This window comes from Kitasatospora sp. NPDC004240 (assembly GCF_053603215.1).
Map to the genome: position 1 here is coordinate 1 of NZ_JBSGFD010000188.1, position 15,586 is coordinate 15,586.

General features: G+C 73.8%; 14 protein-coding genes, 1 tRNA gene and 1 riboswitch. Of the genes, 7 read left to right on the plus strand and 8 right to left on the minus strand.

Going from position 1 to position 15,586, the window contains the following annotated elements:
* A partial coding sequence (cbiE, locus tag ACWEQL_RS34120) for a precorrin-6y C5,15-methyltransferase (decarboxylating) subunit CbiE (RefSeq protein WP_452154263.1) occupies positions 1–578 on the minus strand: 578 nt, incomplete at its 3' end.
* Between the two features lie 39 nt (positions 579–617).
* Positions 618–1,094 (minus strand): gamma-glutamylcyclotransferase family protein, encoded by a 477-nt coding sequence (locus ACWEQL_RS34125; RefSeq protein WP_452154264.1) that lies wholly within the window; start codon positions 1,092–1,094, stop codon positions 618–620.
* Positions 1,095–1,229: 135 nt separating this feature from the next.
* Here ACWEQL_RS34125 and ACWEQL_RS34130 point away from each other — a divergent pair, with 135 nt between their 5' ends.
* Positions 1,230–2,231 carry an EamA family transporter gene (locus tag ACWEQL_RS34130; protein WP_452154265.1) on the plus strand — a complete coding sequence of 334 codons (1,002 nt, stop codon included), beginning with the start codon at positions 1,230–1,232 and terminating at the stop codon, positions 2,229–2,231.
* Here the strand turns inward: ACWEQL_RS34130 and ACWEQL_RS34135 are convergent.
* Positions 2,155–2,790, minus strand: coding sequence for a dihydrofolate reductase family protein (locus ACWEQL_RS34135; RefSeq protein WP_452154266.1), 636 nt, complete (start codon positions 2,788–2,790; stop codon positions 2,155–2,157). The two genes, ACWEQL_RS34130 and ACWEQL_RS34135, sit on opposite strands and share 77 nt — an antisense overlap.
* Positions 2,791–2,896: 106 nt before the next feature.
* Between ACWEQL_RS34135 and ACWEQL_RS34140 the strand changes: the two genes are divergently transcribed.
* Complete coding sequence (locus ACWEQL_RS34140) at positions 2,897–3,463, plus strand: TetR/AcrR family transcriptional regulator (protein WP_452154267.1); 567 nt, start codon at positions 2,897–2,899, stop codon at positions 3,461–3,463.
* A 50-nt stretch (positions 3,464–3,513) separates the two neighbouring features.
* Here ACWEQL_RS34140 and ACWEQL_RS34145 read toward each other — a convergent pair whose 3' ends face one another.
* Entirely contained in the window at positions 3,514–4,020 is a 507-nt protein-coding gene (locus tag ACWEQL_RS34145) for a flavoprotein (protein WP_452154268.1), read from the minus strand.
* Between the two features lie 143 nt (positions 4,021–4,163).
* Positions 4,164–4,262: riboswitch (ZMP/ZTP riboswitch) on the plus strand.
* A gap of 22 nt (positions 4,263–4,284) precedes the next feature.
* Between ACWEQL_RS34145 and ACWEQL_RS34150 the strand changes: the two genes are divergently transcribed.
* Complete coding sequence (locus ACWEQL_RS34150; RefSeq protein ID WP_452154269.1) at positions 4,285–5,745, plus strand: glycine hydroxymethyltransferase; 1,461 nt, start codon at positions 4,285–4,287, stop codon at positions 5,743–5,745.
* Between the two features lie 50 nt (positions 5,746–5,795).
* On the opposite strand, the gene ACWEQL_RS34155 is transcribed toward ACWEQL_RS34150, so the two are convergent.
* Positions 5,796–7,223 (minus strand): aldehyde dehydrogenase family protein, encoded by a 1,428-nt coding sequence (locus ACWEQL_RS34155; RefSeq protein ID WP_452154276.1) that lies wholly within the window; start codon positions 7,221–7,223, stop codon positions 5,796–5,798.
* A gap of 725 nt (positions 7,224–7,948) precedes the next feature.
* Here ACWEQL_RS34155 and ACWEQL_RS34160 point away from each other — a divergent pair.
* Positions 7,949–8,947 (plus strand): class I SAM-dependent methyltransferase, encoded by a 999-nt coding sequence (locus ACWEQL_RS34160; protein WP_452154270.1) that lies wholly within the window; start codon positions 7,949–7,951, stop codon positions 8,945–8,947.
* A gap of 192 nt (positions 8,948–9,139) precedes the next feature.
* Here ACWEQL_RS34160 and ACWEQL_RS34165 read toward each other — a convergent pair whose 3' ends face one another.
* From ACWEQL_RS34165 to ACWEQL_RS34175, 3 genes are all read right to left on the minus strand, one after another.
* Positions 9,140–10,288, minus strand: a complete 1,149-nt coding sequence (locus ACWEQL_RS34165; protein ID WP_452154271.1) for a hypothetical protein — start codon at positions 10,286–10,288, stop codon at positions 9,140–9,142.
* A 46-nt stretch (positions 10,289–10,334) separates the two neighbouring features.
* Positions 10,335–11,999: a hypothetical protein gene (locus ACWEQL_RS34170; protein WP_452154272.1), complete on the minus strand. Its 1,665-nt coding sequence runs from the start codon at positions 11,997–11,999 to the stop codon at positions 10,335–10,337.
* Positions 12,000–12,230: 231 nt separating this feature from the next.
* A tRNA-Leu gene (locus ACWEQL_RS34175) sits at positions 12,231–12,315 on the minus strand.
* A gap of 288 nt (positions 12,316–12,603) precedes the next feature.
* Between ACWEQL_RS34175 and ACWEQL_RS34180 the strand changes: the two genes are divergently transcribed.
* The 3 genes from ACWEQL_RS34180 to ACWEQL_RS34190 all read left to right on the plus strand — a co-directional run bounded on the left by ACWEQL_RS34180 (position 12,604) and on the right by ACWEQL_RS34190 (position 15,552).
* Positions 12,604–13,953 (plus strand): M20/M25/M40 family metallo-hydrolase, encoded by a 1,350-nt coding sequence (locus ACWEQL_RS34180; protein ID WP_452154273.1) that lies wholly within the window; start codon positions 12,604–12,606, stop codon positions 13,951–13,953.
* Between the two features lie 288 nt (positions 13,954–14,241).
* Complete coding sequence (locus ACWEQL_RS34185) at positions 14,242–14,481, plus strand: chaplin (RefSeq protein WP_452154274.1); 240 nt, start codon at positions 14,242–14,244, stop codon at positions 14,479–14,481.
* A 294-nt stretch (positions 14,482–14,775) separates the two neighbouring features.
* On the plus strand, positions 14,776–15,552 hold the full coding sequence (locus ACWEQL_RS34190) for a chaplin family protein (RefSeq protein ID WP_452154275.1): 777 nt from the start codon (positions 14,776–14,778) through the stop codon (positions 15,550–15,552).
* The last annotated feature ends 34 nt before the right edge of the window (positions 15,553–15,586 follow it).

Sequence of the window (15,586 nt, forward strand, 5' to 3'; positions counted from 1 at the left end):
GGGCGAGCGGCAGCTGGAGGGCCCGGACCGCCGAGCTGCTCCAGCACCCGCAGCCGGGCGGCGCCGTGGCCGCGGGCGGTGAGCAGGGCGGCGACGGCGGCCGGGGTGTCGGCGCCGGCGCTGAGCACCAGCAGCCGCCGGCCGGGGTGCAGCGCGAGGTGGAGGGTCTCCGGCGGGCGGCCGACCAGACTGACCACCTCGGTGGCCTCCAGCGGCCAGCCGAGCCGGGCGCAGGCGTACGAGACGGAGGAGGGGTGCGGCAGGACGCGCAGCCGTTCGGCGCCGACGGTCTCGGCGAGGGTGCGGCCGATGCCGTGGAACATCGGGTCGCCGCTGGCCAGGACGGCCACCCGGCGCTCCGTGTGCCGGGCGAGCAGCCCGGGGACGGCCGGGCGCAGCGGGGACGGCCAGGGGACGCGTTCGGCGGTGACCTCGTCGGCGGGCAGCAGGTCCAGCTGGCGGGGGCCGCCGATCACCGTCTCCGCCGCCCGCAGCGCCGCCCGCGCCGTCCCGGACAGACCGGGCCAGCCGTCGGCCCCGATCCCGACGACGGTGATCGGGTGAGGGTGGTCGGACACCGGGGGCTCCTCGCGGCGGGGACACGGGCAGCCCGCAGCCTACCTGGCGGTATCCGGCACGCTCCCGGGCCCCTCAGCCTTGTCCTGAGCCCGGCGGGGCGCCCCCTGGCGGTGCGTCCAGTCCCCGGAGGGGATCAGGGCCGGGCGGGCGCGCAGCCGGCCGGCGACCGCGGGGCCGGCCAGGTAGACCCAGGCCGCGACCCGTTCGCCGTCCCCGGTGGTGACGGTCAGCCGCTCGCGCACGTACTCGCCGGTGCCGTCGGCCCGGCAGTCCTCCAGCCGGTCGAGCGCGGCGAGCGCCGGGGCGTACGCGGACGGGCGCACGGTGACCAGTTCGCCGACGATCCGGTGCGCAGGGTCCGGGACGGCGTACGGGAAGCCCGGTCCGTCGTGCAGCGCGGCGCCGTCCAGCACGGCCGGCCGGACCGCGGCGCAGCGGCCGGCCAGGTGGACGGCGTGGTTGCGGCCGCCGGTGCGCAGGGTGCCGTAGACGAAGAACGGCAGGGCGTCGGGCACGGGTGGCGGACCTCCTCGGGGCACGGGCGGGGGGAGCGCCCACCGTATCGGCTGCTGATACCCACTGGCGGACGACGGCCCTGATGCGCTGTCATGGCGGTGCAATCCGTACAGCACCGTCCTAGGGGGACACCCGTGACAGCTCCCGCCTCCTCCCGACCGGCCGTCGCGGCCGGGAAGCCCGCCGACCGCCCCGCCCGGCTGGGCGGAGCGGTGTGGGCGGCGCTGCTCGTGGTGTACGTGGTGTGGGGCTCCACCTATCTGGGCATCCGGGTCGTGGTCGAGACGGTCCCGGCCTTCCTCTCCTCCGGCGCGCGCTTCGTCGCCGCCGGACTGCTGCTCGCCGCGCTGGTGGCCTGGCGCAGCGGGCCCGACGCCCTGCGGGTGGACCGTCGGCAACTGCTCTCCTCGGCGCTGGTCGGCCTGCTGCTGGTCACCGGCGGCAACGGCCTGGTGGTGCTCGGCGAGGAGAGCATCCCGTCCGGGCTGGCGGCGCTGCTGGTGGCCGCCGTCCCGCTCTGGATGGTGGTGCTGTCCGCGGTGGGCGGCGAACGGCCGCGGCCGGTGGCGCTGGCCGGGGTGCTGCTGGGCCTGGCGGGCCTCGCGGTGCTGTCCGCGCCGGCGCTCGGCGGGGCCGTCGCCCCGGTGGGGGTGATCGCGGTGCTGGCCGCCACGATGACCTGGGCGGCCGGTTCCTTCGCCGCCAAGCGGATCCCGATGCCGGGCGACGTCTTCGCCGGCAGCGCCTACCAGATGGTCGCGGGCGGGATCGGCAGCGCGCTGGTCGGCCTGGCGCGCGGTGAGCAGCACGTGCTGGACGTCGGCGCGATCTCCGGCCGCTCCTGGCTGGCCCTCGCCTACCTGGTGCTGGTCGGCTCGCTGGTCGGCTTCACCGCGTACGCCTGGCTGCTGCGCTCGGCCCCGCTGACGCTGGTCGGCACCTACGCCTACGTCAACCCGGTGGTGGCGGTGCTGCTCGGCCGGCTGGTCCTGGCCGAGCCGCTCACCCGGCCGACCCTGGTGGGCGGCGCGATCGTGGTTGTCGGCGTCTGCCTGGTGATCAGCTCGTCGTCGCGAGCGGCATCCCGTCCGGGTCCAGCTCCCCGCCCGTCGCCAGGGTCGACCGCGCGTACGTGAGGACGACGGTGCCGTTGTCGAAGCTCCGGCTGTCGACCAGGTCGAAGGCGCGCAGGGCGAACTCGGCCGAGAAGATCGGGACGCCGGAGCCGGCCACGATCGGGTTGAGCTTGACGATCAGTTCATCGATCTCCGGCAGCAGCTGCCCGGCGAGCGTGCCGCCGCCGCAGAGCCAGATGTCCAGCCCGTCCTCCTCCTTGAGCCGGCGGACCACCGCCAGGGGCTCCTCGGCGGTGACCTCCACGGCCGGATCCGGCCGCTCGGTGAGCGAGCGGGAGAAGACGATCTGCCGCAGGTGGGGGTAGGGGCTGGTCATGCCGATCGGCAGCCCCGAGTCGTAGGTGGCGCGGCCCATCAGCACGGTGTCGTAGCGCTTGTTGGACGCGCCGTCGAGGCCCATGGCGGACCGGCCCAGGGCGGGGATGGTGTCCGCGAACTCGCCGGCCATGTAGGGCAGGAAGTCGCCTGTGACGTACGGGAAGAAGAAGTCGAAGGTGCCGTCCGGGGCGGCGATGAAGCCGTCGATGGTGCCGGCGATGTAGTAGCTGAGCTTGCGCATCCATGTCCTCGGTGTCGTGGGGTGGTTCCGGTCCGTCGTCCAGACCACTCCAGTTATAGTACTCCGAACGTAGTGGTTGCCAGAGCCTTCTGAAGGAGAATCAGCGATGGCCCAGAATCCCGCCCGCCGAGCGGCGCTCATCGACGCCGCCATCGAGGTCCTCGCCGCCGAGGGCGCCCGCGGCCTCACCTTCCGCGCGGTCGACGTCCGCGCGGGCGTCCCGGCCGGCACCGCCTCGAACTACTTCGCCAACCGCGACGACCTGCTCCACCAGGTCGCCGGGCGGGTCCACCACCACCTCACCCCCGACCCGGAGGTCATCGCCGGACTGCTGCGCGCCCCGCGCGACCGGGCCCTGGTCACCGCCCTGATGCACGACCTGCTCCGGCGCATCGAGGCCCACGGCTCCGGCTACCTCGCCCTGCTGGAGCTGCGCCTGGAGTCCAGCCGCCGCCCCGGGCTGCGCACCGAGCTCACCCGCACCCTGCGCGAGCAGCTGGACGCCAACATCGCCTACCACCTCGGCGAGGGCCTCCCCGGCGACCGCGACACGGTGGTCGTCCTCTACCTCGCGATGACCGGCCTGCTGCTCGAACACCTCACGCTGCCGGGCCTCCTGGACGACCCCGCCGCGCTCGTCGACACCCTGGTCGCCCGGATCGCGCCGGCCTAGGGCTTGTCCGACGATTCGCGTCGCGCCCGGCGGGAATCGTCAGACAAGCCTTAACGGCCGTGGGCCAGGAGCACCGGGCGCAGCAGGTCCAGCACCGCCGTCCAGCCGAACGGGCCGTCGGCGATCAGCACGCCCATCGCGCGCAGCTCCGCCAGGCTGCGCGCGTACGCCGGGTGGGCCGCCTGCGCGGTGCTCAGGCAGGGCTGGACGGCGGTGGGCACGCCCTGGCCGTACGCCTCGCAGAGGATGCCCAGCGCGAGGGTGTCGGATATCCCGGCCGCCCACTTGTTGACGGTGTTGAAGGTGGCCGGCGCGACCGCGATGGCGTCCGGCGGCGGCAGCGGCCTCGGCTCGCCGGGGCGGCGCCAGGCGGAGCGGATCGGCAGGCCGGTCCGCCGCTCCAGCTCCTCCCGGTCGACGAAGCCCAGGGCGAGCGGCGTGGCCACCACGCCGACCCGCCAGCCCTCGTCCTGGGCGGCGGAGATCAGGGTGCCGACCTCCGGCGCGGCGCCGGAGGCGCAGACCACCACGTAGAGGAACGGCCGCCGCTCGGTCATGCCCTGCTCCTCGCCGTCGCTGCCCGGGGTGTCGGCGCCACGCTACCCCGGGGCCGGGCGCGAGGGACCGGGGCCTACCCCGGACCGGCCCCGGTCCCGCATGGTGAGATATCCGTCGCGGGACGCGCGGCGTTGGTACGATCCCGCTGGGCCGCGACTGGCGCGCAGGGATGGAACCGACCATCGGGAAGCGGCCCGCGTGCCGGATCACGCAGTAGTCGCCGAGCGCCTGGGCCATCCGTTCCTCCCGTCAAGGAGACCGCCATGGCCGCGCAGCCGGACGCCCCGCAGCAGCCGCACACCACCGCCACCCCCGCCGCCAACACGGCCTTCCGCAGCGCACTCGACGTGGTGCGCGAGGTCGAGCCGCGGATCGCCGCCGCCATCGGCCAGGAGATCGAGGACCAGCGGGCCTCGCTCAAGCTGATCGCCAGTGAGAACTACGCCTCCCCGGCCGTCCTGCTCGCCATGGGCAACTGGCTCAGCGACAAGTACGCCGAGGGCACGGTCGGCCGCCGCTTCTACGCCGGCTGCCGCAACGTGGACACCGTCGAGTCGCTGGCCGCCGAGCACGCCCGCGCCCTGTTCGGCGCCGACCACGCCTACGTCCAGCCGCACTCCGGCATCGACGCCAACCTCACCGCCTTCTGGGCCGTGCTCTCCCAGCGGGTCGAGAGCCCCGCCCTGGAGCGCGCCGCCGTCCGCAACGTCAACGACCTGACCGAGCGGGACTGGGCCGAACTGCGCCGCGAGCTCGGCAACCAGCGGATGCTCGGCATGTCCCTGGACACCGGAGGCCACCTGACCCACGGCTTCCGCCCCAACATCTCGGGCAAGATGTTCGAGCAGCGCAGCTACGGCACCGACCCGGCCACCGGCCTGATCGACTACGACGAACTGCGTGCCACCGCCCGCGAGTTCCGCCCGCTGATCCTGGTGGCCGGCTACTCGGCCTACCCGCGCCTGGTCAACTTCCGCCTGATGCGCGAGATCGCCGACGAGGTCGGCGCGACCCTGATGGTCGACATGGCGCACTTCGCCGGCCTGGTCGCGGGCAAGGTGCTCACCGGCGACTTCGACCCCGTCGCGCACGCCCAGATCGTCACCACCACCACCCACAAGTCGCTGCGCGGCCCGCGCGGCGGCATGGTGCTCTGCGAGTCCGCGCTCGCCGAGCACGTCGACCGCGGCTGCCCGCTGGTCCTCGGCGGCCCCCTCTCGCACGTGATGGCCGCCAAGGCGGTCGCCTTCGCCGAGGCCCGCCGCCCCGAGTTCCGGCAGTACGCGCGGCAGGTCGTCGACAACGCGGCCGCGCTCGCCGAGGGCCTGCTGCGCCGCGGCGGCACGCTGGTGACCGGCGGCACCGACAACCACCTGGTGCTCGCCGACGTCTCCGGCTACGGCCTGACCGGCCGTCAGGCCGAGGCGGCGCTGCTGGACTCGGGCATCGTCACCAACCGCAACGCCGTTCCGCAGGACCCGAACGGCGCCTGGTACACCTCGGGCGTGCGCATCGGCACCCCCGCGCTCACCACCCGGGGCCTGGGCGCCGCCGAGATGGACGAGATCGCCGGTCTGATCGACGGCGTGCTGCGGGCGACCACCCCCGTCGACGGCTCCAAGGCCAAGTACGCCCTGGACGCCACGCTGCGCGACGCCACCGCCAAGCAGGCCGCCGACCTGCTGGCGGGCTTCCCGCTCTACCCGGGCGTCGACCTCGTCTGAGGCCGGAGCCGGCCCCCGCGGACGTCCGCGGGGGCCGGGCCCCGACGTCCTCAGTACTGCAGCGACTTGTACCGCAGGAACTCCTCCAGCCCGGCCCGGCCGAGCTCCCGGCCGAGCCCGGAGCGCTTGTAACCGCCGAACGGCGCCAGCGGGTTGAAGCGCCCGCCGTTGAGGTCGACCTGCCCGGTGTCCAGGCGGCGGGCGAACGCGGCGGCCGTGGCGGTGTCGGCCGCCCAGACACCGCCCGCCAGGCCGTACGGGGTGCCGTTGGCGATCTCGGCGGCCTCGTCCTCGTCGCGGTAGGCCAGCACCGCGAGCACCGGGCCGAAGACCTCCTCCTGGGCGACCGCCATGTCCGGGGTGACGTCGGCCAGGACGGTCGGCCGGACGTAGAAGCCGGTGTCGATGCCCTCCGGCGGCTCCGCGCCGCCGACGACCAGCCGGGCGCCCCGGGCCAGCGCGCCGGTGATGTGGGCGCGCACCCGCTCCCGCTGGGCGGCGTTGACCAGCGGCCCGATCCGGGTGTGCGGGTCGGCCGGGTCGCCGGGCAGGTACTTGGCGGCGGCCTTGGTGGCGAGCGCCACCGCCTCCTCGTAGCGGTCGGCGGGGACCAGCAGCCGGGTCCAGGCGCTGCACGTCTGGCCGGAGTTGGCGAACACGTTGGCCACGTTGGCGTTCACCGCGCGGGCCAGGTCGGCGCCGGGCAGCACCACGTTGGCGGACTTGCCGCCGAGCTCCAGGGTGACCCGCTTGACGTCGCGCCCGGCCCGCTCGGCGATCGCCCGCCCGACCTCGGTGGAGCCGGTGAACGAGACCACGTCCACGTCCGGGTGCCCGGCGAGGGCCGCCCCGGCGACCGGACCGGTGCCGGTCACCAGGTTGAACACCCCGGGCGGGAAGCCCGCCGCGTCCACCAGGCCGGCGAACAGCCGCGCCACCAGCGGGGTGTCCTCGGCCGGCTTCAGCACCACCGGGCAGCCCGCCGCGAGCGCGGGGACGACCTTGGCGACGATCTGGTGCAGCGGGTAGTTCCACGGGGTGATCGCCGCGACCACGCCGGCCGGTTCGGCGAGGACCAGCGAGTTGCCGATCCGCTCCTCGAAGTCGTACTCCGCGAGGATCGACAGGTACGAGCCGGCCACGGTGAGCGGGAGCCCGGCGTGCACGGCGGTGGCGAAGCCGATCGGCGCGCCCAGCTCGGCGACCACGGTCTCGGCTATCGCGTCCTGGTGGGCGGCCAGGCCGTCGCGCAGCCGGGTGAGCGCGGCGAGCCGCTCCTCGCGGGCGGTGGCCGCCCAGCCCCGGGCGGCCCGGCGGGCGGCGGCCACGGCGGCGTCCACATCGGCGGGGCCGCCGGCCGGGACGTACGCGATGACCCGTTCGGTGGCAGGGTCGAGCACCGGGATCGACCCGCCGGCGGGGGAGTCCAGGGACGGACGCCAGCCGCCGTCGACGTACTGGTCGGTGTGGTCCGGGATCTCCGGGTGCTCCGCGGGCTGTTGCACCGGGCGGGTCCTCTCGTCTTTTCGGCCGCTTGATCGACACCGCCAGTCAAGGCGGCGGGGCGGGCCGGGCGCAAGGGTCGCCGGCGAACCGACGGCCGAACGCGGCACCACGGATCCACGACGTGACGGTGACGGCCCGGTGCGCGCGGTGACGGCCGGCGGTGCCGATCCGGCTCTCCGGTGGGCGAGTTGGCGCACCGGGTGGCAGGGTGTGAGTCGTCGTCAGGTCAACTTCCGGGTGGGGTAAGGTCGTTCCGGCGTCGATTTCCGACAGCTGGTGACAAAACCGTCCAACGGGGCGGCAGGACGGACCAAGCGTCGGTTTCCGGGACCTTCCCGCGGTCCGCGCCCCGGGTGCCGGGCCCAAGCCTCCTCCCCGTACGAACGACCTCCGGGCGTGCCGTCCGGCAAGGAAATGACGGTCCACGAAACTCTTCTGCCGTAAACCTCCTCACAAACGATCGCGGAGGGGTAGATTGCAGCGAACTCGACCGCACGGGATTACTGTTGCCGGAGGGGTCCAGGCAGCGCGGCCGGGAGTGCGGCCGACCGGCGTACCGCCGGCCGGCGAGACCGACGGACACCGGCCGTGCCGGGCCTCCGACGGCTCCGTGCGGCGGAGCCGGCGGGTTCGCCCGTCGCGGACCGTGTCAAAGATCGTTCCCATAGGTCATCCGCACCTCCTAAGGAGCCACCCCGTGACCGACGCCGTGACCGATACCGAGCGCGCCGAACAGCCGCGGCTTCCCGAGCCGGGTGTGCTCGACGACGTACCGGGCTGGTTCTGGGACCACGACCGGCACCTCTTCGACTGGTTCCTGAGCCGTCAGGAGAAGGCCGGGGTGACCGGCGACCTGCTGGAGATGGGCGCCTACCTGGGCCGCAGCGCCATAGTCATAGGCGAGCACCTCCAGGCGGGCGAGACCTTCACCGTCTGTGACCTGTTCGACTCGGACGCGCCGGACGACGAGAACGCGGCCGAGATGGTCATGTCGTACCGCAAGACCCTCACCCGCTCCGCCTTCGAGGCCAACTACCTGGCCTTCCAGGACGGCCTGCCGGAGATCATCCAGGCGCCCACCTCGACCCTGGCCGGCGGCCGGATCCCGGCCGGAGCCTTCCGCTTCATCCACATCGACGCCTCCCACCTGTACGAGCACGTGGTCGGCGACCTCCAGGTGGCCCGGGTGGCGCTGGAGACGCAGGGTGTGGTGGTCCTGGACGACTACCGCTCCGCGCACACCCCCGGCGTGGCCGCCGCCACCTGGGAGGCGGTGTTCAACCACGGCCTGAAGCCCATCGTCCTCAGCGAGTGCAAGTTCTACGGCACCTGGGGCGACCCGGAGCCGGCCCAGCGCGACCTGCTGAACCGGATCGGCCTCGCCAAGGGCTGCGAGCTCAGCACCGAGACCCTCAACGGCCAGCAGGTGCTGCGGATCAGCGGCACCTCGGAGGGCATCGAGCCCTTCCGCGGCTCCCGCCACCACTCCCGGCAGCAGGCCGAGCGGGCCCGGGACGAGGCCCGGCAGGCCGCGGTCGAGTCCCGGCGCGCCGAGGCGGAGGCCGCCCTGGACCTGGCCGACCGCCGGGCCCGGGCCGCCGAGCGCCGCCGTCCGACCAACGTGGCCAAGCGGGTCGCCGGCGACCTGCTGCCGCCGGTGGTCACCTCGGCGATCCGCCGCGCCCGCAAGGGCTGACGCCCCCGTACGCCACGGACCGCACTCGACGGACCGCATTCGACGGACCGGCCCGGCCAGGGGAAGCCCCCGACCGGGCCGGTCCGCGTGCCCGTCGGTCCGTGTGCCCGTCGGTCCGTCCGGGCGGCGGACTACGCCGTCCGGACGACGGATTGCGCTGTCCAGGTGGTCGTCACGACATCCGTACGGCGGTCAGGACGTCCGGGTGGTGATGGAGGCCCGCCGCGGGTCCGCGCCCAGGTAGCCGTGCGGGGAGAAGGCCGCCGCCGCGAACGCCGCCTCCGGCTGCGCCGCCGGCTCGGGCGCGTCCTCCCGGCAGGCGGTCTGCGGAGCGGCGTCGTTCTGCCCGAAGCCCCAGGCCACGGCCGTGAGCTTGATGGTGATGAAGTCGGCGATCTGCGCGCCGAAGCGGATCGGCCGCCCGTTGACGGTGATGTCCCCGACCGTGAAGCCGGCGCCCTCGGGCACCTCGTACACCGCCCGGACCGGGTGGTCCGCGTCGCCGCGCTCGTAGCGCCAGTAGCCGTGCGGGTCGGAGCCGTCCGGGGTCTCCCAGCCGTCCGTGGCGAGGCCGTCGAAGTAGAGGCCGACCGGGTCGGCGAGCGAGAGCGAGGCCTTGGCCCGCGCCACCTCGTTGACCGCGCCGCCGATGTGCGGGTCGCTGTTGCGCTCCGGCGCCCCGTACTGGCCGCAGGCGATGAGCTCCTGCTCGCTGGTCAGCGGCCGGCCGCCGATCACCCGTTGGATGGAGGCCGCGGCGGCCAGCTCGATCTCCGCGCCGAGGGTGTTGGCGGGCTGGATCAGGTGCATCGCGCCGAGCTTGGTGGAGTTGTTCCAGATGTTCTGCCGCACGTAGCGCCCGTGGCTGAACAGGTGCTCCGGGCGGACGTCCGGGCTGATGAACTTGCGGTACAGCTGCACCACGGTGTCCGGCGAGGTCTGCGCGAGGACGTCCCAGTACTCCGGGCCCTCGCACGTGAAGTCGACCCGGGTGATCTTCCCCTGGTCGTCGCGGGTGATGCTCCACTCGCAGTACTCGTCCTGGACCAGGCGGCTGGCGTCGGCCCTGGTCCAGCGCTGGACGTCACCCGCGGACATCACCTTGACCTGCCGGGGGAACGCCGTCCAGGTGACGGTCGCCGTGGTGACGTCCGCGGCGGTGTCCACGGTGGTCAGGTTGAAGAACTGCGGGCGCGGGCTGTCGTTGCGCACCCGGGCCGGGTCGGGCCCCTTGGCGGCCTCGTCGACGCTGTCGGAGATGAAGATGTGCCAGGCCTTGCGGCCGTCCTCGCTGAGGTCGGTGAGGTTGCCGGGCGGCGAGTAGGCGTTGAGCTCGGTCACGTCGGGGTGCTCCTTCGGCTCGTACTGCTACTTCGAGGGGGTGTGGCTACGCCTGCGCGACGACGGTGCCGTCCTCGCGCATCAGGCGCGGCGGGTCGGTGGCGGGGATGTCGGTGACCGGCAGGGTCAGCTCGAACTCGTTGAGCCGCAGCGCGCGGTAGCTCCGGCGGCGGGACTCGGCGAGGCGGACGTAGTCGAAGAAGCCCTCCTCGGTGGCGATCAGCTCGGTCACCCGCCGCAGGTAGGCGTCCAGTCGTTCGCCGAAGACCGTCACCCGCTCGGCCTCCGGCAGCGCCCAGCCGGCGGCGAACCGCCCCTCCGGGCTGTCGGCGGGCAGCTTCGCCGCCGCCTCGACGATCGCCGCCGCGGTGCGCTCGCCCAGCTCGCCGGACGGCACCGGGCCGGCCGGCGCGTACGCCATCAGCGCGGCCCGGTCGTCGCTGAACACCGGATTGGGGAAGTCCACCATCAGCGCGCAGGCGGCGAACCGCTCGGAGACCAGCCCGCGCGCCAGCAGGTGGCGGACCACGTCGTTGTCCTCCAGGGCCGGCTCCGGAAAGGGGAAGGCGAAGAAGGAGTCGCCCGGCCGGGAGAACCCGCTCGCCCGCTCGGCCAGCCGGAACCCGAACTCCTTCAGCGCACGCCGGTACAGCTCCGCGGGCGCCTGCGGCAGCGCCACGGTGACCGGCAGCCCGAGGACGTCCAGCAGCACGTCCGCGTTCAGCCAGAAGCTGACCGGCAGGGTCAGCGGCGGGCCGCCCGGCCGGACCTGGGCGCTCTCCACGGCGGAGGAGGCGAGGTTCACCGTGGTGCTGGTGAACACGTGCCGCAGCAGGCGGTCCGGGTGCTCCACGGCGCCGCCCTCCGACACCTTCCGCACCCGGGCCGCCGTCCAGCGGCTGACCAGCGCCCGGACGGTCAGCTCCAGCGTCTCGGCGCCGATCGCCGCCCGGTACAGCGGGTCCCGGCGCAGCGGATCGTCCGGGGCGAGCAGGATGTCGGCGGCCATCGACCGCCAGTTGAGCCAGGGGGCCTTGAGCTCCTTCATCACCACGCTGCCGTTGACGTGGCTGTCGAAGCAGCCCTTGCCGCGCGAGGGCTCCTCCAGCGCGGACCAGGAGTCGCCGGCCCAGATCCACGCCGGGCCGATCCGCAGGTAGTAGTTGAACAGCCCGGCGGCCTGGTCCCAGGCCGCGACCTGGAGGAAGGTCTGCGCCGGGTCGCCGCCGGCCCCCGTGGAGACCAGCAGGTCCACGGCGGAGCCCCGGGTCTTGCAGGCGATCGCGAACCGCAGGTCGCGGCGCAGCTCCGGCGCCTCGGCCGGGTCGATCCGCCCGGCCTCGCCCACCAGGTACACCTGCGGCGCGGGCAGGCCGGGCGGCAGCCCGTCCAGCAGCTCCGTCACGGTCACCGGGAACCGTCCCTGGCGCAGGAACAGCGTCGCCATCGGGTCGCCAAACCCGGCCGCCTGCTCCTCGGGGACGGGCAGTACCTCCCGGTCCACCCCGGCGACCTTGCGGTAGAGACCGGCCGGCAGCTCGCCGATGCCGGCGCCGCACGGCTCGTCGTCCGCCTCCCCGGGCGGGTACCCGGCCGCCTCCCCGGCGGGCCCGGGGGCCTCGGGGCCCGCCGCGAGACCCGCCGGCGTGACCTGGGGGGAGCGCATCCACGCGGTCGCCCGCCGCCAGGGGCGGGTCGGTTCCTCGGACATCGGCGTCCTCTCCCGGCCCGACCGCACGCACGGGCCGTCTCCCGCAGCAGCATGGCAGAGGCCCCGGCCGTGGCCCGCGTCAACACGCCAGTGACAGCCAGACTTTGATGGAACGTCAGAAACGATTCAGCAGCCCGCGGCAAGGCCTCCACGGGGGCGCGACGCGCGGCTCGGTGCGTTCGGGGAAACGAAAAAGCGGGCCGGGATTTCTCCCGACCCGCAATTCCACTGTGTCCGAGGGGGGACTTGAACCCCCACGCCCGATAAAGGGCACTAGCACCTCAAGCTAGCGCGTCTGCCATTCCGCCACCCGGACGGGGTGTCGTCATCGCGGCCCTCGGCCGCGCTGACAGATGTAACTGTAGCAAAGATCGGCTTGCGGTCCCAAAACGGTTCCGCACGGGGGTTCGGGTGAAGGCCGGGCGGCGCCCGGGTGGCCGGGTGAGGTGACGGGGGTGTTGCGGGGTGGCGGCGGGGGCCGCGGGGGGTGGATCCGCTCCCGGGGCTGGGGGAGGATGGACGGACGTGCTCGCACGGCCTGGGTGCAGGTCCCGGGGGTGGCGCACCGGTGCGCCGGGTGCGGGTCCAGAGACGAGGAGTGACCGTGAGCGAGCGGAGCGGGTCGGCGGCGTCCGGCCAGGCGTCGGGCCCGAAGGTGACGGCTGAGTCGGAGGTCGCGGAGATCTGCCGCGATCTGATCCGGATCGACACCAGCAACTACGGTGACGGCTCCGGCCCGGGGGAGCGCAAGGCGGCCGAGTACGTGGCCGAGCAGCTCGCGGAGTTCGGCCTGGAGCCGCAGATCTTCGAGTCGGCCAAGGGCCGCGCCTCCACCGTCGTCCGGATCGAGGGTGAGGACCGCTCGCGGCCGGGCCTGCTGATCCACGGCCACACCGACGTGGTGCCCGCCAACGCCGCGGACTGGACCTACGACCCGTTCTCCGGGGAGATCGCGGACGGCTGCGTCTGGGGCCGCGGCGCGGTCGACATGAAGGACATGGACGCGATGACGCTGGCGGTCGTCCGCGACCGGCTGCGCACCGGCCGCAAGCCCCCGCGCGACCTGGTGCTCGCCTTCGTCGCCGACGAGGAGGCCGGCGGCACCTACGGTGCCCGCTACCTGGTGGACAAGCACCCGGACCTCTTCGAGGGCGTCACCGAGGGCATCGGCGAGGTCGGCGGCTTCTCCTTCACGGTCAACGACCAGGTGCGCCTCTACCTGGTGGAGACGGCCGAGAAGGGCATGCACTGGATGCGGCTCACGGTCGAGGGCCGGGCCGGGCACGGCTCGATGGAGAACGACGACAACGCGATCACCGAGCTGTGCGAGGCGGTCGCCCGGCTGGGCCGGCACACGTTCCCGCTGCGGATCACCAAGACCGTGCGGGCCTTCCTGGACGAGCTGTCGGACGCGCTCGGCGTGCCGCTCGACCCGGAGGACATGGACGAGACACTGCGGGTGCTCGGCGGCATCGCCAAGATGATCGGCACCACGCTGCGCAACACCGCCCAGCCGACCATGCTCGGCGCCGGCTACAAGGTCAACGTCATCCCCGGCCAGGCCACCGCGCACGTGGACGGGCGCTTCCTGCCCGGCTACGAGGAGGAGTTCCTCGCCGAGCTGGACAGCGTGCTCGGCCCCCGGGTGAAGCGGGAGAGCCTGCACGCGGACCGGGCGATCGAGACCAGCTTCGACGGGGCCCTGGTCGAGGCGATGCAGTCCGCGCTGCGGGCCGAGGACCCGATCGCCCGCGCGGTGCCGTACTGCCTCTCCGGCGGGACGGACGCCAAGTCCTTCCAGGACCTCGGCATCCGCTGCTTCGGCTTCGCGCCGCTGCAGCTGCCGCCGGAGCTGGACTTCGCCGGGATGTTCCACGGCGTGGACGAGCGGGTCCCGGTGGACGGACTGAAGTTCGGGGTCCGGGTGCTCGACCGCTTCCTCGACGCCTGCTGAACCGGCGGCCCGCCCGGTGCCCGACGGGTGCCGGGCACCGTGTCGCGCGTACCGGCCGACGGCCCGTCCCGGCTCCCGGGGCGGGCCGTCCGCATTGTCGGAGCTAATGATTTGGGACGGCCTCCGGGAGATCCAGAGAAACGATTCCTCCCGGAAATGAGCGTCGATTACCTGTACGAGACTTCACCGTTGCGGGTGAATGGGAATCCCCGTCCGTACCCCGTTCGCCACGCCCTCGTTCATTCCTGTGCAGCCCGCCGAACGGGTTGCGTTGTCCGTACAGGAGGAATGATGCAGTTCAAGAAGATCGCCGCCGTCACCGCCGCCACCAGCGGGCTGCTGCTCGCCGCCGCCGGTGCCGCCGCCGCCCACGGGCAGGCCCAGGGCGTGGCCGCCGGCTCGCCGGGCGTGCTCTCGGGCAACCAGATCCAGATTCCGGTGCACATCCCGGTCAACCTGTGCGGCAACACCATCAGCGTGATCGGCGCCCTGAACCCGGCGTTCGGCAACGGCTGCGCCAACGTCTGATCCCTCCGGGCCTCCGAGCCCCGGTGGACCGCCGACCGGCCGGTCCGCCCCACCCCCACCGACGTGCCCCCGGGCGGCGGACGCGCCTCCCGGGGGCACGCGTGTGCCCGTCCGTCCCGTCCGCCTCGTCCACCTTTCGAGGCGTCATCGCTCGATCGGGTGAAGCGGGCACGTTCGGCTCAACCTCCCCGGTGGTGGGTCGTTGTCCCCGGTGCAGTCGCAGGCCTCGTCGATTGTTTGGAAAATCCGACTTTCAGCAGGTCGTTACGTCATCTCGATACGTCAGGGGAAAGTATGAGGAATGTAGCCAAGAAGGGGATCCTCACGGCCGTGGCCACCGGCAGCGTGCTGGCCTCGACCGCCGGCTACGCGTACGCGGGCGCCGAGGCCCAGGGGGTCGCGGCCGGTTCGCCGGGCGTCGCCTCCGGGAACTCGGTGCAGGTCCCGGTCGAGGTGCCGCTCAACGCCTGCGGCAACACCGTCGACGTGATCGGCCTGCTGAACCCCGCGTTCGGCAACAACTGTGCCAACCGCTCGCACGGCGTCCCGGGCCCGGGCGGCGCCGGCCACTCCGCGGGCGGCTCCTCGGCCTCGGGCCAGGCGGCCGGTTCGCCCGGCGTGGCGTCGGGCAACAGCGTCCAGGCGCCGGTGCACGTCCCGCTCAACGCCTGCGGCAACTCGCTGGACGTGGTCGGCGTCGCCAACCCGGCGTTCGGCAACAACTGCGGGAACACGGCCACCCCGCCGCCGGCCCCGAAGCCCAAGCCGAAGCCGAAGCCCACCGAGGACTGCCCCGAGGAGCAGCCGCCGCCGGTCACCACCCCGGGCACCGGCCCCGGCCGCAACGGCGGCCCGTCCGAGACCCCGGCCAGGCCGGTCACCCAGACGGCCCCGGCCGTCACCCCGCAGGCCGTCCCCGCGGCGGTGCACACCGCCACCCCGGCCGCCTCCGACGGCCAGCTGGCCTCCACCGGGGCCGGCGGGGTCGAACTGCTCGGCGCGGCCGGGCTCGCCCTGCTGCTCGGCGGCGGCGTGCTCTACCGCCGCGCCCAGGCGAGGTACTCGTCGTAGGTCATCACGCCGTCGCCGTTGGAGTCCATCGCGG